Below are 22,241 nucleotides of genomic sequence, written 5' to 3'. Positions count from 1 at the left end.
AAAAATATTAATAGAAAATTCAATTAATTAATTAGTTTTGCAATTTATCAATGGAAAGATAGCAAAATTGTGAACTTGTAAATACCAATAAAAAAAGCATCAATAATTACTTGAATTACTGATGCCTTTTTATTATTGTTTTAATTATTCTTCATATAAATATTCTCTTGTAAGAGGAATATCATTATTAACGCCTTTAGTAAATAATATTTGATGAAGATCTGTTATACCATTTTTAAATACGGCAGCACAAGAAGATAAGTATAAATCCCACATTCTTCTAAATTCTTCATCAAACATAGGTTCTATTTTATCCATGTTTGCATGGTAATTTTTATGCCATTCTAAAAGAGTCATCATATAATGACGTCTTAAACTTTCAACATCAATTGTATAGAATTTCATATCTGATGCAATATTTATAATTTCTCTTAAGCTTGGAATAACTCCACCTGGGAATATGTATTTTCTTATAAATGCATCTCCTTGAGATTCTTTTAAGCCACTTATGTAATGTAGAAGGAATAATCCTTTTTTCTTTAAAACTGCTGATACGTTTTGCATAAATAATTCATAGTTTTCTCTACCAACGTGTTCAAGCATACCAACGCTTACAACTCTATCAAATTCTAAACCAGATTTTTCAAGATCTCTGTAATCCATAAGTTTAACATCTAAATAATCTTCTAAATGTTCTTCAGCTATTCTCTCTTTAAACTTTTTGTATTGTTCTTCACTTAAAGTTATTCCTAAACCTTTAACTTTATAAAGTTTAGCAGCTTCTATAAGAAGGAAGCCCCAACCACAACCTATATCTAAAAGACTTTGACCTTCTTTTAAGTTAAGTTTTTTTAATATGTGATGAATTTTATTCATTTGTGCATCATAAAGAGTATCAGTAGGTTTTTTAAAATATGCGCAAGAATAACTCATAGTCTTATCAAGCCATAAGCTATAAAAATCATTTCCAATATCGTAGTGAGAAGATACTTCTTCTTTTTGTTTTGATTTAGAGCTAGCTTTATGGAATATTTTTGGTAGACCTTTAAAATCTGTTTTAAAACTATCTCTATGACTTAAAAATAAATCAAGAGCTTCATAAATGCTTCCTTCGATTTCTATATCTTTTCTCATGTAAGCTTCACAGAAAGTTAGAGATGTACTTGTTAATAGTTCTTTTTTTCTAAGTGGGGCATTTAATATAAGTTTAAATTTTGAAGGTTCTGTTCCAAGAACCATTTCTTCACCATCTGCAAATCTTATAGTAAATGGTATGTCATTAAAATTCTTTAAAAAGGTTTTTAAAAACATTTTATCTAAATCCATATTAGTTCTCCTTTAATTAATATTATAAAATGAAAGTTATTTTTGATTATAACCATTTTATTTGAATATATATCACTAAAATATTATATCAAATTAAATTAATTTTTTCACCAATAATTTATTAATATTTATAAATATTATTCTTTATCACAAAATTAAAGGAAAAAAATTACTTTTAACATAATGAGATGTAATAAATATGAATATAATACCAAAAATATTTAATGTATATAAAGTAAAGTTAATAAATTTATGTTTTTTAGATTTAAATTTATATATATTTTGATTTTTTTCAAAATTTAAACTAATATTGACAATATATGATAAAATATTATTTATAATGAGGTTATTTGAGAATGAAGAAACTGGAGATGATTTTTTTGAAAAACAATTGGATTAAAATTTTAATGCTAATAGTCATAATTTTATTTTCTAGTAAATATGAGGTTTATGGCAGTGAAAAGAAGGATATTTTATTTATAAGTTCTTATAATCCTAATTTTGTGACCTTTAATGATCAGGTTCTTGGAATTGAAGATGGTATGAATAATAATGTGCAATTGCAAATTGAATATATGGATTTTAGAAGCTTTTCAGATGAGGAGAATGAAAATAATTTTTATAATTTGTTAAAATATAAAATCAATAATTATAAGAATTTTGATGCGATAATTTTAGGAGATGATAAAGCATTAAGGTTTGGTATGAAATATAGAGATGAATTATTTAGTAATATTCCTATAGTTTTTTTAGGTGTGGGTAATATGAATGATTTAAATAAAGCTATAGATGAATATGGCATGTATGGGGTAGGCGAAATATATGATATAGAAGAGATATTGCAGTTAGCTTTAAAAATAAACAAGGAGTGTAAAAATATTATATTTTTAGATGGCTCAAGAGTCGATAATATAGAGGAAGATATATTTAAAAATATTGATGAAAATATGGTTAATAAATATGCTAAAGAATACCCAGATAAGAATTTTTCTATATTGTACAGTGAAGATATTGATGAGGAAAATTTAAAAAGTAAACTTCAGAGTTTTACCAAAGATGATATTGTTATATGTGTTTATCCCTATATATTTAAAAATAAAATAAAAATCACTTATAAAGATTTGATAGCTTTAGTTTCAGAAAATGTAAGTGATGATGTTCCTTTTTATGGAACTTTAAGTTATGGTATAGGCAATGGATTTTTAGGTGGAAAAGTAGTAAATCATTATACTCAAGGAAAAGAAGCAGGAATGATAGTAAATAAATTGTTAAATGGGGAAACCTCTAAGAACATATCTGTAGTTTCTAACGATATAAATCAATATATGTTTGATTATAATAAGCTAAAAGCTATTGGTATTAAAGAGAGTAGTTTGCCAGAGGGTTCTATAATAGTAAATAAACCAATATCGTTTTTCAAAAAATATAAAGATGTAATTTTTCCGACTACTTTAACTATAATAGGGTTGATAGGAATTATAGTTTTGCTGGTATTATATTCACTACATCAAAAAAAATATGAAAAAAAGATTCTAGAGGCTAAAATTATTGCAGAAGATACAAGTAGGTCGAAGAATCATTTTATATCAAATATAAGCCATGAACTTAGAACTCCTGTTGCTATTATAATATCTGCTAATCAACTTTTAAAATTAAAATATAAGGGAAATAATTTTGATAAAAACGATGATATTTTAGATAAGTTAAGCATAATAGATAAAAATTGTTATAGGCTGATAAGATTAGTAAATAATATAATAGATGTTGCAAAAATAGATGCTAATTTTATGAAATTAAATCTTGAAAATTTAAATGCTATTGAGTTTTTAGAAGATTTAGTTATGTCAGTTATACCTTATGCTGAAAATAAAAATATAGATATTATATTTGATACACAAGAAGAAGAAGTTATAATGACCCTAGATAAGGAAAAGATGGAGAGAGTAGTTTTAAATCTTTTATCAAATGCAATAAAATTTTCAAATGATGGTGGGGATATTTTCTTTAATGTATATATAGAAAATAATGAATTAGTGTTTTATGTAGCTGATAATGGGATTGGTATTAATGAAGAGGATTTGGAAAAAATATTTGAAAAATTTATTCAAGTAGATAAAACTATGACAAGAAAAAATGAAGGAAGTGGTATAGGGTTATCTTTAGTAAAGTCATTTGTAGAGTTTCATAATGGCAAAATATGTGTTGAATCTAAGCCTAGACAAGGTAGTAAGTTTACTGTAAAATTGCCTATACAAACTATTGAACAACACAATATAAATATAGAGAAGAATTTAGATAAAGATAGAACTAATGATACAATAAGCACTAAAGTTGAATTTTCAGATATTTATTTTTAAATTTATTTATTAAAGGAAACTACTTGATTTAACTAGTAGTTTCTTTTATTTAATATTGTGCACATTTATAAAAAAAGATGATTAAATGCATATCCAGCATAGATAAAGGCAAAATTCCAAATTGTTATGCCAAATACTGAAAATAAAATAAATTTCAAAATATTAGTTTTGGCTATTCCATTGACGAGAGAAATTAATGTACGAGCTACAGGAATAAGCCTAGATATAAAGCTTGCTTTAGCTCCATATTTATTTACATAAGAGAATGTTTTATCTATAGATTTTTGAAATCTAGGAAATTTAATATAAATTTTTTCAACAAAAGGTTTGCCAAGCAAATAACCTAAGAAGTATAAAACTAAGCTTCCTAAAAGCCCAGCTAAGACTGAGATGATAAGGGCTAAAATGAAATTTAAATTATTTGTGGCTATTAATATACCAGTAGCAGGCATGATTATCCCAGATGGAAAACCTGGTAAATTTAGATATTCTAGAAAAACTATTATAAATAGAAACCACATACCATATTCTGATAGATAGTTCATAACAAATTGTAAATTCATGATTATCACCTAAATGAAGCTTTTATTTTTAGCAAAGGCTTATTTTTAATGAAGATATAATTTTAAAATCATATATACTTTTATTATGTCTAATTTATTAAAAAATATATAAAATATTATATTAAATATATTTTACATTTTGTCCATAAAATAGTCAATTTTATGAACAAAATTATATAGCAAAATAAATAAAAAATAGATGATTAACAAATGTAACCATCCATTTTTGTTTTCTTATATTAATTTAATTGATTTTCTTCTCTAATTTTTATCATTTTTTCAGGATTTTTATGTTTCATATATAGATAAAAAGGTACTCCAGCAAGGATTAGCATAAATCCCCAAAGGACATCAGTTGCACCAGAACCATATATTGTCCAAGCAGCATAAACAAATCCTAAAAGAGGTATTATTGATGATTTTATAAATCTACCAATATTAAAGTTTTTATCACGCTTAGTTAAAAGCATTATTTCAGCGGCAGCAGTTGATGCATATACAGGCAAATATGATAATGTCGCAAGAACTACTACAAAATTAAATGCTGAATTAAATGATTTTGTATAATTCATTAAAAGAAGTATATTAACTAAAACTCCGCTTATTATAAGAGACATATATGGTGTTTTATATTTTGGATGTACTTTTGCAAATACTTCAGGGAATACTTTATCTTGTGCAGCAGCAAAAGATATTCTAGCAGTTGATAAAATCCAACCAACAGCTGTTCCAATTACACTAACTATAGCTATAATTGTAATAATTGTTGTAACATTACTACCTAAGTATTTAGAAAGTATATCAGAAATTGGTGATGAACTTTGTGCTAATGCGCTTTGGCTCATTGCACCCATTGCAAAAAAGTTTACTAAAAGATATAAAATAAGAGCTATTATTATACCTAAGATAGTACTTCTTTTAACATTTTTTTCAGGATTTTTGATTTCACCAGCATTAACAGAAGCTGATTCAAGACCTATAAATGCCCAAAGAGTTAAAGTTGCAGCTGATGATAATGTGCTAATGCCTTTATTTTTTGGAAATATTGGAGTAATATTTGCTGAATTAAAGTGCATAGAAGCAATTATTATAAAAAATATAAAAAGTAAAATTTCAACTACTGTTATAATACTTTGAGTTTGTCCTGCTTTTTTAACTCCTAATATATTAAGAAGAGTTGCGCCCCAAAGTATTGCTGAGCTAAATAAGAATGAGTAAAAGTGATTAACACCTAAAATTGGGAATATTACAGTTGAATAACTTGTAACTGTTATTATAACGGCAGCGTTTGCTATCCAACAACCATTCCAATAAAGCCACGCATTCATAAATCCCATGAAATCTCCAAAAGCAAGTTTTGAATATTCATAAGGTCCACCTGTTTTTGGAATTTTAGAACCTAATTTAGCAAAAGATAAAGCTAAAAAAATCGAACCTATACCGGTTATTATCCAAGCTAAAAGAGTGGAACCAGGACCAGATGTTCCAGCTAAAGTTGCCGGTAACATAAATATTCCAGAACCCATCATATTTCCAGCGACTAAAGCCGTTGCTATAAAAAGTCCGATATCCTTTTTTAAATTTTTATTTTCCATATGTATTTCCGTCCTTTATATAAAAATAAATATTTCAAAATTAATTACTATATCAGTTTAACACGCTAAAGTAATATTGTAAACAGATTTAAGATAATTTATTATTAATATAAAAATTTTAATTATATATTATAAGTTAGTATTATGTAATATATTAAATTTTATGAGTTATGTAAAAATATTTTTCTTTTAAAAAATAATTAAAGAAGGAAAAAGGGAAATTTTTGTAGAAATAGATTTAATCAAAATTAAGGAATTTGTTGGTTTTGAAATAAAATAGATGGTAAAAGGGAGGAATTTTAGGCTATGCAAGTTACTTTAGGAAGTGAAAGCTTTAAAAATCTTTATCATTATGATGGGCAGTTAGGTAGTATATGTAGTAAAGATTCGACTAAATTTGTTTTATGGAGCCCAACAGCTAAAAGTGTAAAGCTTGCTCTGTTTGATACAGGAGATTACAATTTAGAAAAATCTCCTAAGGAAGTTATAAGTATGATTAAAGGTGAGAAGGGGACTTGGTATTATGAGACAAATGTTAATCTAAATGGAACTTATTATACTTATTTGGTGAATAATATTGGCAATGAAAAAGAAGTTACAGACCCTTATGCTAAAGCTGTTGGAGTAAATGGAAGAAGAGCTATGGTAATAGATTTAAATGAAACTAATCCAAAAGGATGGGAAAAAGATATTAAGCCGGAGCTTATTGATGTGATAGATTCGATAATATATGAAATGCATATTAGAGATTTTACAATTGATGAATCATCTGGAATTTCATTAGATATTAAGGGTAAATATAATGGAGTTTGGCAAAGGGGCACTACTTTATTTGGAAATGGAGATATAAAAACAGGGGTAGATCACCTTGTTGAACTTGGGATAACACATCTTCATTTACTTCCAACATTTGATTATATGTCAATAGATGAAACAAAATTAGACAATCCACAGTATAATTGGGGATATGACCCACAAAATTATAATGTTCCAGAAGGATCTTACTCAACTAATCCTTATGAAGCAAAAATAAGAATAGAAGAATTTAAGAAAATGATTATGGAACTTCATAAGGTTGGAATAAGGGTAGTTATGGACGTAGTATATAATCATACTGCAGCAACAGATAATTCAAATTTGAATTTAGCAGTTCCTAATTATTATTATAGACAAAATTCACAGGGGTGTTTTTCAAATGGGTCAGGTTGCGGAAATGAACTAGCTTCAGAGCGTTCTATGGTTAGAAAAATGATTGTTGATTCTGTGATATTTTTGGCTAGTGAATATCATATAGATGGTTTTAGATTTGATCTTATGGGGCTTCATGATATAACAACTATGACAAAAATAAGGGAAGAGTTAAATAAAATAGATGAATCTATAATAGTTTATGGCGAGGGATGGACAGGTGGAGATTCACCACTTTTGGATTCTGAAAAATCTACTAAGCTAAACATAATAAAATATGGAGATTTACAAATAGCAGCTTTTAGTGATGAAATGCGAGATGGTATAAGAGGACATGTTTTTGAAAATGGTGTTCCAGGGTTTGTGAATGGATATAAAGGTGTTGAAGAAATGATAAAATTTGGAATAGTAGCTTCAGTAAAACATGATCAAATTAAATATGGAATAAATCCATCACCTTATGAAGGATATTCAGTAACATTTTGGGCAAATAAACCGTATCAAACTATAAATTATGCTTCAGCCCATGATAATTTAACTTTATGGGACAAGCTTCAAACTACTAATAAACATCAAGAAGAAGATGATTTGAAAGCCATGAATAAAATGTCAGCAGCTATAGTTTTAACCTCTCAAGGAATTCCATTTTTTCAAGGTGGAGAAGAAATTTTAAGAACAAAGCAATATAGTGATGGAAGCTTTGAGGAAAATAGTTATAATAAACATGATAGTATAAACGCAATAGATTGGAAGAGAAAAGAAACTTATAGTGATGTATTTAATTATTATAAAGGATTAATAAAACTTAGGAAGTCACATAAAGCATTTAGAATGAATTCTGATACAAATATTCAAAAAGGAATTAATTTTTTAGAAAAGGGTATAAATTTTACAAGTGATAATGTAGTTGCTTACACAATAGATGGGAATGTTGTAAATGATGCTTGGAAAAGTATTGTGGTAATATTTAATGCAAATAATGAAGAAGTTCAAGTAACAATTCCTAAAAAAGATTGGGTGATTGTAGTTAATAGAGAAAGTGCTGGAATTAAGAATTTAGGTGAAATAAATGGAGATAAAGTTATAGTGCCTAAAAATACATCCTATGTTCTTGTTGATAAGAAAAGTTTTGAAAATAAATAAAATTATTTTAGTTATATAAAAAATAAAAGGATATATCAATATTATTTGATATATCCCAAATTTATTTTAATATTATTTTACTAATAAATCACGTATCACAGCTGTAGCATCCATAAGTGGAGATATTGATTTTCCTTTATTTAATCTGTTAATTATTTTAGATAAGAAATCTGATAAATCAACTGACATAAACCATTCAGAGTCAAGTAACTCTTGTGGAGCATAAGTTAAATTAGTTGAATATACTCTTGATATTATTCCATCATTGTAGTATTTGTTGAATTTTTCAAGACCTTCTGTGAAGAATGCAAATGTAGTTGCTACATAAACATTTTTAGCGTTTCTCTTTTTAAGTTCTAGTGCGATATCTAAAACAGATTCACCAGAAGCTATCATATCATCAACTATTAAAACATCTTTTCCTTCTACATCTCTACCCATGTATTCGTGATTAACTATAGGATTTTTACCATTAACAACTAAAGAATGGTCTCTTCTTTTATAGAATAATCCAACATCAACACCAAGTACACTAGAGTAATAAATAGCTCTATCCATAGCTCCAGTATCAGGACTTATAACTAATAATTTATCTTTATCTCTTTCTAATGTTTTTTCATTTGTTATAAGAGATTTAACTATATCATAAGTTGGATATATATTTTCAAAAGATAATAATGGAATTGCATTTTGAACATTAGGGTCATGAACATCAAATGTTAATATTTCATCAACACCTAATCTTTCTAATTCTTGAAGAGCTAAAGCACAATCAAGAGATTCTCTACCCTTACGTCTATGTTGTCTAGATTCATAAAGAAGTGGCATAATAACAGTTATTCTACTAGCTTTTCCTCTTATAGCAGATACAGCTCTTTTTATATCTTGGAAATGTTCATCAGGTCCCATATTGTGTATAAAACCAAACATTTTATAAGTACAACTATAATTTCCTATATCGCATAATAAGTATATATCTTTACCTCTTACTGAATCTGAAAGTTTAGCTTTTCCTTCACCATTAGAAAATCTAACTTCATCGATTGGTATTAAAAAAGAATCAGTAGTATTTCTTCTAGCTTTTATTGAATTGTCTATTTTTTCTCCTAAATCTTTAGCACTTTGTAAAGCTATTATTCCTAACTCGTGAGTTAATTCATTCATAGTTTATGTATCTCCTCTATTTAATTCCTGTGTTTTTTGTCTGATTTTTTCAAATTCAAACAATAATATTATATACTAATAATACATATTAATAAAGTTACTTGTAGAAAAAATTAAATTTAATTTACAAAATGTATACAACAATGTATTATAATATGAAAATAAAGTTATTTAAAGGAGAAAATAGTATGTGTATAAAAATCCATGAAAATACAATAAAAAAAGCAATGGAAATTATTAAAAATAGCGAAAAACAAGGGCTTAGAGTAAAGGCAAACGGTTCTTCTTGCAGTGGAGTTAATTTTGAAATTTTTCCAGATAATATAAATGAAAATGATGATTATGTTATAACAGATAAGAGTGGAATAAAAATAATATTAGATAGAAATATTAAAAATATGTTTTCAGATGCAATCATAGAATATAAACAAACAATGGTAGGATGGGAATTTAAGATATATTAAAATGCAATTTTAAATTATATTTTAGTAGTAACAAATTAAAAATAATATTTATAATTTGTTAATATGTATTGACACAGCAATATTTAAAATCTATAATCAATGTGTGATTTAAAAAAATAAATATTTAAGGGGAGGCTCCTATATTAGATAAATGCTACTGCTCAGAAACATCGAAAGATGCCAATGGGTCAACAGGTATTGCCGAGTTAAGGCTTTACTTAACGTAGCTGAGTTAAGCTCAAAGCTATATAGTGCTAAAACCATGGTACAAGGTTTTATTGCGTATATTTTGAGTTTTTAGAGTTTCTCTAAAGGCTCTTTATTTTTTTATAGACATTATAATATATAATTATTTGATAAAAATAAGAACGGAGGAGTGGTTTTATGGACACGGAAGAGGGGTGTAGTTATCGATAAAGGAAATATAAAGGAGAAGATTTAATTATGAATATGGAAAAAACAATAGTAAATAGAAAGTTTGGAATAATTGATATAGTCATTTTCTTAGCTATTGCAGTATTATTATATTTAGCGTTAACACCAGCTATAAATGGATATGTAAAACCAACAGATGTTGGAAGTACGATATCAACTAATATAAGTAACATACCTTTCTATATGTTAAAATCTGTAGGTAGAATGACAGCGGCATATATACTTTCAATAATTTTCACACTAATCTACGGATACATAGCAGCTCATAATAAGAGAGCAGAAAGAATAATGATTCCAATACTTGATATACTTCAATCAATACCAGTATTATCATTTTTGCCAGCGGTATTATTGTGTCTTATGGCTCTTTTTCCAATGGATAACATAGGTGTTGAACTTGCAAGTATAATTCTTATATTTACAAGTCAAGCTTGGAATATGACTTTTAGCTTTTATAACTCTATAAAACAAATACCAAATGATTTAATAGAAGCATCTGATGTGTTCAGATTGAATAAATGGCAAAAATTTAAAAAATTAGAAGTTCCATTTTCAATGATGGGTCTTGTATGGAACAGTATGATGTCTTGGGCAGGCGGATGGTTTTTCCTAATGACTTGTGAAATGTTTACTTTAAATGGGAAGACATATGTTCTTCAAGGAATTGGATCTTATTTACAAGTTGCAGCAAACCAAGATAATATAAATGCCTTAATTTGGGGAATTGTATCATTAATTATAGTTATAGTATTACTAGATCAACTTGTTTGGAAGCCATTAAATGTATGGGCAGATAAATTTAAAATGGAACTTACTCAAACAGATGTACCACACTCATATGTACTTACTATGCTTAGAAGATCAGTTGTAGTTGGTTTTTTAGTGGATAAAGTTTTTGCACCAGTAATTACAGTTGTTGGTGGTAGAATAGACAAACTAGTTGATAGAAGAACTGTTAATAAGGCGAAAGTTGTAAGCAAAAAAAATAACGGATCAGTAATTAAATGGGCAATAAGAATAATAGCAATTATAGTTTTTGTTTATCTAGCTTTTGATGCAAGTAAACTTATAATGCAACTTTCAGTAAATGAATTATTAGGAATTTTCCCAGCAGCGGGTGCAACTCTTCTAAGAGTAACAGTTGCACAGCTTATTGCAGTAGTATGGACAGTTCCAGTAGGGGTTGCGATAGGTTTAAATAAGAAATTAGCTAGAATACTACAACCAATAGTTCAAATTGCGGCATCAGTACCAGCAACAGCATTATTTCCAGTACTTATTTTATTCCTTATAAACTATATAGGTGGATTAAATATAGCAGCAGTAATACTTATGCTTTTAGGAACTCAATGGTATATTTTATTTAACGTTATAGCAGGTGCTATGGCAATACCAGAAGATTTAAAAGCAGCAGCAAAAACATTTGGAATAACAGGAATAAAGAAATGGAAAGTATTAATAATACCAGCAATATTCCCATATCTAGTTACAGGACTTATAACAGCAGCAGGTGGTTGTTGGAATGCAAGTATAATTGCTGAATATGTAACATTTGGAGGTAAAACAGTAACTACAATTGGACTTGGAGCTTTAATTACAGAATCAACAGCAAATGGAAATTATGCTATGCTTTTAGCTTCAACATTAGCTATGATAATCATGGTTGTTGTTTTAAATAAATTAGTTTGGAATAGATTATACAGGCTTGCAGAAGAAAAATTTAGAATAGAGTTATAAAAAGGGGTGGTAAACATGAAAAACGTAAAAGAATTTATAAAAGTTAATAATATAGTAAAATATTTTGGGGGAGCAGAAAAACCTACATTAGATCATATTAATTTAACAGTACATGAAGGTGAATTTGTAGCAATACTTGGGCCATCTGGTTCAGGTAAATCTACACTTCTTAGAACAATGACAGGTCTTATAAGTCCTGATGAAGGTGAAGTAATCTTAGATGGAAAAAAAGTTACTGATGTGAGTTCAGAAGCCGCAATAGTTTTTCAAACCTTTGCTTTATATCCATGGATGACGGTGCGTGAAAATGTTGAAATTGGTTTAAAGGTGAAAGGATTTCCAAAAGATTATACAAGAAGGAAGGCTGAAGAACTTATAAGTTTAATAGGGCTTGATGGATTTGAAGAAGCATATCCAAAAGAACTATCAGGTGGTATGAGACAAAGGGTAGGATTTGCAAGAGCTTTAGCTGTTGAACCAAAACTTTTATGCTTAGATGAGCCATTTTCAGCTTTAGATTTTTTAACTGCTGAAAATCTAAGAACAGAGCTTGTAGACCTTTGGCAAGAAAAAAGAATGCCTATTAAAGGAATTATAATGATAACACATGGTATAGAAGAAGCTGTGCTTATGGCAGATAAAATAATAATGCTTAGTAAAAAGCCAACTCATGTAGCAGGAGAAATAAAAATAGATTTACCACATCCAAGAAATAGAAAATCACCTGAATTTGAAAAATTAGTAGATAGTGTTTATAAACTCTTAATTGAAGGAAAACTTGAAAATACAGAGGATAAAGTTGATAAAAGTAAAGCCGTATCAAAATCGCAAGTTCCACAAAAACCAGTTCCTATTCCTTTTTCTCACGTTGGAGTAATGGAAGGGCTTTTAGAATTAATTGATGATAATGGCGGAAAGATGGATATATATCAATTAGGTGGAAACTTAATGATGGAGATAGATGATTTATTCCCTAATATAGAAGGGATTTCAATGTTAGGATTTGCTACGGTTAAGGAAGGAGATATTTTTATAACTCCTCTTGGAAAAGAACTTGTTGAGCTTGATAAAGACGAGAGTAAAGAGCTGTTTAAAAAACAAATTGAACAAATATCAACATTTAAAGTTATAATGAATGTTTTAAACAATAAAAGCAATCATACAATGAAAGAGGAATTTTTTAAGGAGTTATTTAAAAAATATTTCCAAGCAGATGAAATTGAAAAAATGATGGATATAATAATAGACTGGGGAAGATATGCAGAACTTTTCTATTATGATCATGACTCAGAAGAATTATATTTAGAGCGTGAAGATGAATAAAAAGGAGATGTCAGATTGATTAATCTGACATCTCTTTTTTAGTTATTTTATTGTAGAAATTTTAAAACAATTTTTAAATTTATATTCCTAAAAATTACAATTTATGATAATATATAATTAATAAAATGGTATTAATTGGGATTTAAACATATATTTTATTTTTTATGGAGGTATTTATGAGTATTAGCGAAATGTTTTATAAATTTTGTAAAAACATAGACATGAGAGATGAAGGCATGATGGCTGATATATATATAGATGTAACTCTTTGTCTAAATAGGCATTTTTGGAATTCTATATCGCCAGTAAAACATAGAATTTATGCTGGTATAAAACAACCAATTTCTTACACTGGAAATTATATGGGCGATGTTTTGTATTTTAGATTGCCTTATTTTTATTATGAAAAATATAATAGATTTATAGGTAATGGACAATTAGGATTGATAGATGAAATAAAAGATGTGCTTCAAAAGGAATATCCAGATATTCCTTTAATTTACGATATAGATGGTATTACCATGGATATAAATCAAAGAAAAAATATAAAATTAAAAGTTATACCTACCTTTGTTAACGAGAATGGGAGTTATACTTATCCTGTTATAAGCGGTAGTGGACGATGGGAGGTAACTAAATTTATTTTAGAAATTGAGGAGTTTAATAAGTTAGATGAGTTATGTAATGGAAATCTAATGAATTTGTCTAAAATGATAAAAGTTTGGAGTAAAGTTATGAATTTGAATATGGATGAACTCCTTATAGACGTTCTATGTTATAATTTTATGCTTCATTATGAGCATAAAAATAAGGATTATATGTGTTATGATTGGATAAGTAGAGATTTCTTTAAATATTTGTCTGAGCAAAATCCAGAACAAGAATACTGGATAGTTCCTGGAAGTTTAAATAAGGTGTACAAAAAGGATGATTTTATAGAAAGAGCTAAAATAACATATTTGATTGCTAGAAAAGCTTGTTTAGATGGGTATGATTTAGATAAGAATATTTGGCAAAATATCTATGGAAGAAAATTTGTTCAAAATTAGTATAAATAAAAACAATGAAAACTAAGATTATTAGTTTTCATTGTTTAAAGAATTTATTTTTGATTCTTTATCTATATGTTTAGAATCTTTTAAAGTTTGCGAATCTACTTTTGCGTCACTAGAGAGTTTGTTTTCTAATGTATGTTCCATATTTTGAATTTTTTCTTGTCTTTTTAAATCAAGCTTTTCTGCATCTAAATCATCATCTAGTATAGTGTTTTCTATATATTTTGGCACCCTTGATGTCATAACAGATGAATCTATTAGTATATCTGGAAGGGATAAAAAACTAGAATATGCTAAATATTTAGCTTCCCATGTAGGACCAAATTTTTGTTTGAATCGTCGAAGTCCTGAAAAACTATAAAATACTTGACCATAATTATAAACTAATCTAGCAAATTTCTCTAAAAGATGAGATCCTGGAGTTAAACCAACGTTAGAAAGTGGAGCTTCTCCTAGGTTGAACTTTTTAAATCCTTTTTCTTGACAATAAAGAATTATACTTAAAAGTAAAAATTCCATAGTAGAGTTTGGAACTTTTTTTCTAAATCTCATTAAATCAATAGCCATTGATTTGTTATCATAACAATACATAAGTGAAACGAACGCGATTATTTCATTCTTATTGTTATCCCTTAAAATAGCAATAGGTCCTTTTTGAAGGTATGCTTCGTTAAACCATCCCATGGAAAAACTCTTTTCTTTTCTTCCTCCAAGCCATTCATCAGAAATGCTTTTGATTTTTTCTATAAATTCTTCAGTATGAGGAGCTTCCATTACTGAAAAAGAATAACCATCTTTTTCAAATCTCCTTAATAAGTTTCTAAATGAACTTTTCTTAGAACCTATAAGATTAAAAGTTTCTAAATTTACTACTGCCTCTTCTCCGAGTTTAAAGAAGTAATATCCATTATCATGATAAATACTTAAATTTTCTTCTGCAACTTGCAAGAAAGATGCCTTATATCCATACGTATCTAAATATTTTTGAAATTCTTGTATACAATCAGATAAATTTTCTCTAGGCACAACAGGGTCACTTAAAACTATTATTTTATCATTGAACTTAGTGTAGGGAATCATGGCAGTGCCATTTAAAGCCCAAAAAATTTTTTTATCTCCTAAGTAGACAAGATGGGTTAGCGAGTTTCCGTTAGTGCTTTTAGATAAAAAATCTTTAACTCTATTCATATCTACTTTTTCAGCATATAAAGGATCATCTTCAATTTTTTCTCTTGTAATATAAAGAAAAATTAAAAATAGTATAAAAATCCCATATGTTAGAATATCAACAAATATGTCGTATTTTTTTAGTTGGAATATTCTCCAATAATAATCATGAACATAACGATGATTTATTAAATTATTATGTATAAAGGTTTTAGCGTGTTCTATTAAAAATATTGTTACAGCAATTACTATTACGGAACTTACTGTATAATTTGAAAGTTTTATAGGAATGCTTTTTCTATGAAAGCTTTTTCTAGATAATCTTAATATTATAGACACTATTAATAAAGCTATAGCTTCTTCATAGCTTAAACCTTTTATAAAAGTAAATATTCCACCTAATATTAAGAGGGCTATTGTTATATAATAAGCTCTTTTTACTTTACAAAAAATTTCTTTAGATATCATAATAAGCATTAAACCTATTAAAAGAGAAATTTTATGAGATAACTGCAATAAAGGTCTTGGTAATATTTGAGATACTATCAAGAACCTATCTAAAAGTGGAGGATATAGAGCAGACACAATTAAAAATAAACCACTAAGTAAGATTAAAATAAATAGTATAAAATTAGTTACATTACTAAATATGCCATACTCATATGCAGACTTAAAAAAGTAAATTATTGAATTTTTTTTAGGTTTACCCTTAGAATTTTTAGAATCTTTTTCTACTTTAGGAGAGTTTCCAACGTTAGATTCTTTAGAATTTTTAAAGGGATTTTTCATTAATTGTCAACTCCTTAACTTTAGGGATTTATTTTATTCCTTTTTCTTTAAGTATATCATAAATGGTTTTAGATGTAGTATCTTTCATAGAGTATCCAAGAAGATTTAGTACTTCGTTAAGTTCTTCTTCTGATGATGTTTCAATTTCTACATATGGGAATGGACAAAAACTTGGGTCATTTATATCAATCTCTATTAAAGTGTTTTTGTACTTATAGCTTTCCCTATATTTTTTTATAGATTTTGTAAGCTCTAAACCTAAAGATTTAAATATATTTTCTCCAACAACACCGTTTTCTATGACAGTTTCATTTTCCTCCATAACTTTAAAAGTATCTTGACTTAACATTTTTTTTGTTGTGATAAAATATACAGTTTTGTTATTTATTAAATCATGAACAGTTCTGATTCTAGCATAACCTTTGTCTTTTAAAAGTCTTCCATCTTTAAAGTCAAATATATTGTTTATTTGGTTTTCTTTTTTTACATTTTCAAAATTTAATTCTTTTAGTTTTTTTCTTAAACTATCTAAATCAATATCGATAATTTTTGTTTCTAATTCTTTCATTATTTTTCTCCTTAATATTTATTCATTACTATATTATAATAGATTAAGGGAATTTTATATATAAGATTAGGTATTTTAATATGAGTTTTAGTTATTATTTTTACAATATTAAAATGATAATATATTTATATAAGTGTCTAATTAATTGTAACAATGGGAGTGAGTTATGTGAAAAACTTTAATATTTTAATTGTTGATGATCAAAAAGATATATGTAGATTTTTGCAGTTGGAGTTAGAGCATGAAGGGTATCATGTATTTATAGCTAATAATGGATATGATGCAATAGAACTAGTAAAAAGCAATTCTATTGATTTAATATTGTTAGATGTTATGATGAATGGTATAGATGGAATAGAAACTTGTAAAAGAATAAGAACTTTTAGTAGTATTCCTATTATAATGTTAACTGCAAAATCACAGCTTAGTGATAAGATAGCAGGTCTTGATGAAGGTGCAGATGATTATATTACAAAGCCTTTCGAAATTGAGGAACTTTTAGCTAGAATAAGGGTTTATGAAAGAAAAGCTAATGATAAATTTGAAACTTTATTTATAGGTGAATTAAAAATGAATGTTGATAAAAGAAGAGTTGAATGCTTAGGGAAAGAGATAAAGTTTACTAAAACTGAGTTTGATTTATTGAAATTTTTACTTAAAAATAAAGAAATTGTCATGGATAGACAAAATATATTAAATAAAGTTTGGGGCTATGATTATTTTGGGGATGAAAATATAGTTGATGTTTACATAAGACATTTGAGAGAAAAGCTTGAGCAATATGGATTAGATAAAAAAATACAAACAGTAAGGGGAGTTGGGTATGTTATAAAAAATGAAGATTAAGGTAAATAGAAAATTAAAATCGTTATTAAAATGGATAAATAATAAAAGAAAGAGTCATCGAGAATTATCGTCTTCTCTTGCTATAAATAATGGAATACTTATAGCCTTGATTTTAATATTTTTAAATTTAGGGGTTTACTGGTTTGTAACTATAGCGTTGAATATGGATAATATCGATGTTTTGAACAATGCAAAAATAACATTGCAAAATGAACTAGAAGAGGGAAGAGGATTAATAAATTCAGTTGAAAATATAGGTTTTGGAGATGATTTATATGGTCTTGTTTTTGATTCGAAGGGAAATTCTGTATATAAGACAAATGAAAATATAAGCATACCAAGTTATTTAGCTAAAGCAGCTGGAAGAATAAGAAAAACAGCAATGAATGGAAAACATGTTTTGTATATGGTTGTACCTGTACAACAAAGTGGGCAAAAATATTATGTATTTTTAATAAAAGATAAAACGTCAGATTCATATTATATAGAACTTCTAGCTGTTGTTATGATGCTGACTACATTTTTAGGAGTAATAATAGCTTTAATTGCTGGAAAAATAATTACTAAAAGAAGCTTAAGGCCAATGACTATAATGAGAGAAACTGCTGAAAAAATAAACGGTAACAATTTAAAAGATAGAATAATTATCAAAAAGCCAGATGATGAAATAGGAAAATTAGCAGGAACGATAAATAATATGATGGACAGAATTGAGGAAACTTTTGAGATGCAAAACAGATTTGTAGGAGATGCATCTCATGAGCTTAAAACACCAATAGCTGTAATAAAAGGTTATGCTGATATGCTAGATAGATGGGGAAAAGACGATAGAGAGGTTTTAGAAGAGTCGATAACTGCTATAAAAAAAGAAAGCGATCATATGAAAGTTCTAATTGACAGATTATTATTTCTAGCCAAGAAGGACAGTGGACTTATGGAAACTAATGATGAAGAATTAGAATTGAATATATTAATTAATGAAGTTATACACAGTTATGATATTATAAATCCCAATAACATATTAAGAAAAATTGAAGGAAATTGTAGAAATATAATAATTAAAGCTGATAGGGATATGATAAAGCAACTTTTAAGAATATTTATAGATAATTCTGTAAAATATACTGATAATGAGCATGGAATTGTAAAAATATCTGCTAATGTAAAAAATGATTATGCTGAGATATTGATAGAAGATAATGGCATAGGAATCCCTAAAAAGGATATAGAAAAAGTATTTGAAAGATTTTATAGAGTGGATAAGGGGAGAAGTAGAGAGCTTGGAGGAAGTGGTTTAGGATTATCTATTGCAGCGATAATAATAAATCATTATAACGGTAAAGTTAATTTAGAAAGTGATGTGGGAATGGGTACTAAGGCTTATATAAAAATACCTTTGTATAATAAAATATAACATCAATATAAGACTTTAAACATAGTATTATTTAATATAGCACTTTTTGGCTTATCATTTAAGGATAAGGTGATATTATGTTTATCAGGTATGAGGATATTAAAGATGAGAAAGTAGTTGATGTTAGAACTACCCTCGAACATGAACTGACTCCTTTTACAAAGTATAGTATTCCAATAATAGAAATAGAGGAATATTTAAAAATAAAAAAATTTTATCCTATGGCTTTTTATATAATTTTGAAGGGAATATTAAAAAGAAGAAGATTCATAAAAACAAGACTTCTTATGATATCTAGAAATAGAAAGAAAGCTTTAGTACTTGTATGTTCAAGGGGGCGTCTTAGAAGTCCCATGTTATATTTTTATGCAAGGCTTTTAGGGATTAAATGTGAGATTTTATATAGGGGAATAAAGCCGTTATTAAAATCTAGTGAAAGAAAGAAGCTTAATGAATTATTGTAGAAGCTAAATATATTAATGAAAATCAAGTTGCTAACTATTACTGCAACTTGATTTTTTTATTTTGAAAAATATTAAAATTAACATTATATAGAAAAAATAAGCATTAATAAATAAAATTTGTTAATATGCGTTGTTTTTTTAAATGTTGAGTCGTATAATAAATAAAGTATATTATTAGTTTGGAATCATGTAAAAAGGGGTGATAAAAATGAAAAAAGTAATGATAGGTGTTATTGTAGTAATAGTTGCAGCTGTTGTTGGCTGTACGATTTACGAGGTTGCATCTGCAAAGAGTACAACAACATCATCTGTATCATCAGTTAATAATTCTATTTCAAATAGCACATCAAGTGTGTCAGCAGCATCTAAAACTAATGCTCAAGAGTCTAATGATACGGCAAGTAGTACAACGAAAGCTAGCAATACAATTAGTAGTAGCAAAACAATAAACACAAAAGATTCATCAGCAAGTGTAAAAGCGAAAGTCATATCAAAGGATACAACAAGTAGTAGTGAAGGAAAAAGTGTAGCAGAAAATTCAAGCACTAAAGTTAGCCAAAGCGCTAAGAAAGATGAAACTGCAAGTAGTATAAGCAGTTCAACACAAATGCAACCAAGTAATACATCTGACACAACTCAAAGTTCAGGAACAAAAGTAATAAATAGTAAGGATAAAAATACAATAGAGAATAATAGCAATAAAGTTGAGAGCGATAACAACGCTAATTCTAGTAATAGTAATATTATAGATGGACAACCTGTGCTATTTAATAATAACTCTCAAGTTTCAGCATATTATGGAACATGGACAGTTGGAAGTAAAATAGGTTCTCCTATGGTTACTGATGGAACATTTGGTTCAAACCCTTCAGGTAAAACTTTAATATTAACTAAATCATTATATTCTTTTGATGGAACTGTTATAGAAAATCCTAATTATTACATAATATCAACTAATGCATTATCATATTTTGGAAGTGAAGGTTGGACAGGAAATGTAGGTGCATCAAATGGAATTATTAGATTTATAATTGCAGTGCCAAGTAATGTGAGAGTAACAACAAGTACAATTTATAAATATGAAACACAATCAAAAATAATAATAAATAGTGGTAGTATAGCGGTAATGAACGATGAGGGAAGTGTTTATTCAGCTAGTTTATAATAATAAAAAAAGATTGCAATTTTGCAATCTTTTTTTTATTAATTAAGCTCTGTTTATTGATCCGAATAATTCCATTTTTTCTTTAACAGTTGCTTTTATAGCTTCAAATCCTGGAGCTAATAATTTTCTTGGGTCAAATCCTTTGCCTTGAAGGTCTTTTCCTTCTTCAACGTACTTTCTAGTAGCAGCAGCAAAAGCTAATTGACATTCAGTATTAACATTTATTTTAGATACTCCTAAAGAGATAGCTTTTTTTATCATATCAGCAGGAATTCCAGTACCACCGTGTAAAACTAATGGCATAGTTCCAACAGAATTATCTATTTTTTCTAAAGTTTCAAAGCTTAATCCAGCCCAGTTTTCAGGGTATACACCATGAATGTTACCTATTCCAGCAGCTAACATAGTAACTCCTAAATCAGCTATTTGTTTACATTCAGCAGGATCAGCAACTTCACCAGCACCTATAACTCCATCTTCTTCTCCACCTATTGAACCAACTTCAGCTTCAACAGATATTCCTTTAGAAGAAGCAATTTCTATTATTTCTTTAGTTTTTTGGATGTTTTCTTCTATTGCATAGTGAGATCCATCAAACATTACTGAAGAGAAACCAGCTTCTATGCAAGCTTTAGCTCCTTCAAAGCTACCATGGTCTAAATGTAGAGCAACAGGAACTGTTATTTTTAATTCTTCTAACATTCCATTAACCATTCCAACTATTGTTTTATATCCGCACATATATTTTCCAGCACCTTCAGATACTCCTAAGATAACTGGTGAATTATTTTCTTGAGCAGTAAGTAATATAGCTTTTGTCCATTCTAAGTTGTTTATGTTGAATTGACCAACAGCGTATTTACCTTCTTTAGCTTTATTTAACATTTCTTTTGCACTAACTAATGCCATGATAATACCGCCTTTCATTATCGAAAAAATTATTTTAAGGGACTAAATTTGTCCCTCTGGGACTAACCCTTATATTATAATTATAAACTAAAATTTTAGAAAATTCTATACTTAAAACAAATTTTATATTATGTTGGCATTAAGATAGAAAATGCTAAATATTAAGGAAAAATATACTATAATATATTGGTTAGATTTATTTGTTGTAGTTCTTTTATGTATTCAGCAAGACATTTTATACTATCTAAAGAAGATAAGCTATTAGATAAATCACGAACTTTAATAAAGTCAATTAGTTTAACAGTTTCAGTATTTAGAGTATCGATATCTTGATGATTTACATATACAGATACTTTTTTAAAGCCATTAGACATAATTTTTTTAAGTTCTACGGATTTTTCTAAAGCATCATCCCAATTATTATTATCTAATGCTATTTGTATTTCTTGACTTACCTTTAAAGAGTTATCACATAAAGAGTTTAAATTAGTATCACCTATAAATACAAAGAATAATAAAATAAAAAGTGTTGCAAATGATATCAGGGTATTTTTCATAAAATCACCCCT

General features: G+C 27.4%; 18 protein-coding genes and 1 riboswitch. Of the genes, 10 read left to right on the top strand and 8 right to left on the bottom strand.

The genetic code is table 11. The features are described 5' to 3' along the window. Positions 1 to 144: 144 nt before the first annotated feature. On the bottom strand, positions 145 to 1,326 hold the full coding sequence (locus DR020_RS01725) for an SAM-dependent methyltransferase (protein ID WP_055258370.1): 1,182 nt from the start codon (positions 1,324 to 1,326) through the stop codon (positions 145 to 147). Positions 1,327 to 1,706: 380 nt separating this feature from the next. Between DR020_RS01725 and DR020_RS01720 the strand changes: the two genes are divergently transcribed. Beyond that, positions 1,707 to 3,683: a sensor histidine kinase gene (locus DR020_RS01720; protein ID WP_160110430.1), complete on the top strand. Its 1,977-nt coding sequence runs from the start codon at positions 1,707 to 1,709 to the stop codon at positions 3,681 to 3,683. Between the two features lie 65 nt (positions 3,684 to 3,748). Here DR020_RS01720 and DR020_RS01715 read toward each other — a convergent pair whose 3' ends face one another. Then, positions 3,749 to 4,246 carry a DedA family protein gene (locus tag DR020_RS01715; RefSeq protein WP_055258374.1) on the bottom strand — a complete coding sequence of 166 codons (498 nt, stop codon included), beginning with the start codon at positions 4,244 to 4,246 and terminating at the stop codon, positions 3,749 to 3,751. A 239-nt stretch (positions 4,247 to 4,485) separates the two neighbouring features. Further along, a complete protein-coding gene (locus tag DR020_RS01710; RefSeq protein WP_055258376.1) occupies positions 4,486 to 5,841 on the bottom strand; it encodes an APC family permease in 1,356 nt (451 codons plus the stop codon). A 306-nt stretch (positions 5,842 to 6,147) separates the two neighbouring features. Here DR020_RS01710 and pulA point away from each other — a divergent pair, with 306 nt between their 5' ends. Further along, on the top strand, positions 6,148 to 8,172 hold the full coding sequence (gene pulA, locus DR020_RS01705) for a type I pullulanase (protein WP_112365085.1): 2,025 nt from the start codon (positions 6,148 to 6,150) through the stop codon (positions 8,170 to 8,172). A 72-nt stretch (positions 8,173 to 8,244) separates the two neighbouring features. Here the strand turns inward: pulA and DR020_RS01700 are convergent, their stop codons facing one another. Beyond that, positions 8,245 to 9,336 (bottom strand): ribose-phosphate pyrophosphokinase, encoded by a 1,092-nt coding sequence (locus DR020_RS01700; RefSeq protein WP_055258380.1) that lies wholly within the window; start codon positions 9,334 to 9,336, stop codon positions 8,245 to 8,247. Between the two features lie 188 nt (positions 9,337 to 9,524). On the opposite strand from DR020_RS01700, the gene DR020_RS01695 reads away from it, so the two are divergent. The 4 genes from DR020_RS01695 to DR020_RS01680 all read left to right on the top strand — a co-directional run bounded on the left by DR020_RS01695 (position 9,525) and on the right by DR020_RS01680 (position 14,344). After that, a complete protein-coding gene (locus tag DR020_RS01695; protein WP_055258382.1) occupies positions 9,525 to 9,800 on the top strand; it encodes a hypothetical protein in 276 nt (91 codons plus the stop codon). Positions 9,801 to 9,914: 114 nt separating this feature from the next. Continuing rightward, a riboswitch (M-box (ykoK) riboswitch) is annotated at positions 9,915 to 10,080 on the top strand. A gap of 164 nt (positions 10,081 to 10,244) precedes the next feature. Then, a complete protein-coding gene (locus DR020_RS01690; RefSeq protein ID WP_112365084.1) occupies positions 10,245 to 11,972 on the top strand; it encodes an ABC transporter permease in 1,728 nt (575 codons plus the stop codon). Positions 11,973 to 11,987: 15 nt separating this feature from the next. Continuing rightward, the gene (locus tag DR020_RS01685; RefSeq protein ID WP_055258386.1) at positions 11,988 to 13,295 is read left to right on the top strand and encodes an ABC transporter ATP-binding protein; all 1,308 of its coding nucleotides are present in this window, start codon (positions 11,988 to 11,990) and stop codon (positions 13,293 to 13,295) included. A gap of 176 nt (positions 13,296 to 13,471) precedes the next feature. Further along, the gene (locus tag DR020_RS01680) at positions 13,472 to 14,344 is read left to right on the top strand and encodes an SMODS domain-containing nucleotidyltransferase (protein WP_055258389.1); all 873 of its coding nucleotides are present in this window, start codon (positions 13,472 to 13,474) and stop codon (positions 14,342 to 14,344) included. A gap of 30 nt (positions 14,345 to 14,374) precedes the next feature. Here DR020_RS01680 and DR020_RS01675 read toward each other — a convergent pair whose 3' ends face one another. After that, positions 14,375 to 16,306 (bottom strand): phosphatidylglycerol lysyltransferase domain-containing protein, encoded by a 1,932-nt coding sequence (locus tag DR020_RS01675; protein ID WP_055258391.1) that lies wholly within the window; start codon positions 16,304 to 16,306, stop codon positions 14,375 to 14,377. A gap of 28 nt (positions 16,307 to 16,334) precedes the next feature. Beyond that, entirely contained in the window at positions 16,335 to 16,874 is a 540-nt protein-coding gene (locus tag DR020_RS01670; protein WP_055258393.1) for a class IV adenylate cyclase, read from the bottom strand. Positions 16,875 to 17,042: 168 nt separating this feature from the next. Between DR020_RS01670 and DR020_RS01665 the strand changes: the two genes are divergently transcribed. The 4 genes from DR020_RS01665 to DR020_RS01650 all read left to right on the top strand — a co-directional run bounded on the left by DR020_RS01665 (position 17,043) and on the right by DR020_RS01650 (position 20,763). Next, positions 17,043 to 17,720 carry a response regulator transcription factor gene (locus DR020_RS01665; protein ID WP_235804569.1) on the top strand — a complete coding sequence of 226 codons (678 nt, stop codon included), beginning with the start codon at positions 17,043 to 17,045 and terminating at the stop codon, positions 17,718 to 17,720. Beyond that, positions 17,710 to 19,134: a sensor histidine kinase gene (locus DR020_RS01660; protein ID WP_055258400.1), complete on the top strand. Its 1,425-nt coding sequence runs from the start codon at positions 17,710 to 17,712 to the stop codon at positions 19,132 to 19,134. The genes DR020_RS01665 and DR020_RS01660 overlap by 11 nt, the downstream gene beginning before the upstream one ends. A gap of 77 nt (positions 19,135 to 19,211) precedes the next feature. After that, positions 19,212 to 19,598 (top strand): hypothetical protein, encoded by a 387-nt coding sequence (locus tag DR020_RS01655; protein ID WP_055258402.1) that lies wholly within the window; start codon positions 19,212 to 19,214, stop codon positions 19,596 to 19,598. A 208-nt stretch (positions 19,599 to 19,806) separates the two neighbouring features. After that, positions 19,807 to 20,763 (top strand): hypothetical protein, encoded by a 957-nt coding sequence (locus DR020_RS01650; RefSeq protein WP_112365083.1) that lies wholly within the window; start codon positions 19,807 to 19,809, stop codon positions 20,761 to 20,763. 42 nt (positions 20,764 to 20,805) lie between these two features. Here the strand turns inward: DR020_RS01650 and fba are convergent, their stop codons facing one another. Both fba and DR020_RS01640 read right to left on the bottom strand, forming a co-directional pair. Continuing rightward, complete coding sequence (gene fba, locus DR020_RS01645) at positions 20,806 to 21,672, bottom strand: class II fructose-1,6-bisphosphate aldolase (protein ID WP_055258407.1); 867 nt, start codon at positions 21,670 to 21,672, stop codon at positions 20,806 to 20,808. A gap of 176 nt (positions 21,673 to 21,848) precedes the next feature. Continuing rightward, the gene (locus DR020_RS01640) at positions 21,849 to 22,229 is read right to left on the bottom strand and encodes a DUF4363 family protein (RefSeq protein WP_055258409.1); all 381 of its coding nucleotides are present in this window, start codon (positions 22,227 to 22,229) and stop codon (positions 21,849 to 21,851) included. Between the last annotated feature and the right edge of the window lie 12 nt (positions 22,230 to 22,241).

The organism is Sarcina ventriculi, assembly GCF_900456775.1.
GTDB lineage: Bacteria > Bacillota > Clostridia > Clostridiales > Clostridiaceae > Sarcina > Sarcina ventriculi.
The sequence above is the reverse complement of the archived record's forward strand: the minus strand, read 5'-3'. Positions and strand labels throughout refer to the sequence as shown.

What these genes read in the sequence shown, in the direction of transcription:
- DR020_RS01725 (WP_055258370.1), bottom strand. Translation starts at nt 1,326, where the DNA reads ATGGATTTAGATAAAATGTTTTTAAAAACCTTTTTAAAGAATTTTAAT.
- DR020_RS01715 (WP_055258374.1), bottom strand. Translation starts at nt 4,246, where the DNA reads ATGAATTTACAATTTGTTATGAACTATCTATCAGAATATGGTATGTGG.
- DR020_RS01710 (WP_055258376.1), bottom strand. Translation starts at nt 5,841, where the DNA reads ATGGAAAATAAAAATTTAAAAAAGGATATCGGACTTTTTATAGCAACG.
- pulA (WP_112365085.1), top strand. Translation starts at nt 6,148, where the DNA reads ATGCAAGTTACTTTAGGAAGTGAAAGCTTTAAAAATCTTTATCATTAT.
- DR020_RS01700 (WP_055258380.1), bottom strand. Translation starts at nt 9,336, where the DNA reads ATGAATGAATTAACTCACGAGTTAGGAATAATAGCTTTACAAAGTGCT.
- DR020_RS01695 (WP_055258382.1), top strand. Translation starts at nt 9,525, where the DNA reads ATGTGTATAAAAATCCATGAAAATACAATAAAAAAAGCAATGGAAATT.
- DR020_RS01690 (WP_112365084.1), top strand. Translation starts at nt 10,245, where the DNA reads ATGAATATGGAAAAAACAATAGTAAATAGAAAGTTTGGAATAATTGAT.
- DR020_RS01685 (WP_055258386.1), top strand. Translation starts at nt 11,988, where the DNA reads ATGAAAAACGTAAAAGAATTTATAAAAGTTAATAATATAGTAAAATAT.
- DR020_RS01680 (WP_055258389.1), top strand. Translation starts at nt 13,472, where the DNA reads ATGAGTATTAGCGAAATGTTTTATAAATTTTGTAAAAACATAGACATG.
- DR020_RS01675 (WP_055258391.1), bottom strand. Translation starts at nt 16,306, where the DNA reads ATGAAAAATCCCTTTAAAAATTCTAAAGAATCTAACGTTGGAAACTCT.
- DR020_RS01670 (WP_055258393.1), bottom strand. Translation starts at nt 16,874, where the DNA reads ATGAAAGAATTAGAAACAAAAATTATCGATATTGATTTAGATAGTTTA.
- DR020_RS01660 (WP_055258400.1), top strand. Translation starts at nt 17,710, where the DNA reads ATGAAGATTAAGGTAAATAGAAAATTAAAATCGTTATTAAAATGGATA.
- DR020_RS01655 (WP_055258402.1), top strand. Translation starts at nt 19,212, where the DNA reads ATGTTTATCAGGTATGAGGATATTAAAGATGAGAAAGTAGTTGATGTT.
- DR020_RS01650 (WP_112365083.1), top strand. Translation starts at nt 19,807, where the DNA reads ATGAAAAAAGTAATGATAGGTGTTATTGTAGTAATAGTTGCAGCTGTT.
- fba (WP_055258407.1), bottom strand. Translation starts at nt 21,672, where the DNA reads ATGGCATTAGTTAGTGCAAAAGAAATGTTAAATAAAGCTAAAGAAGGT.
- DR020_RS01640 (WP_055258409.1), bottom strand. Translation starts at nt 22,229, where the DNA reads ATGAAAAATACCCTGATATCATTTGCAACACTTTTTATTTTATTATTC.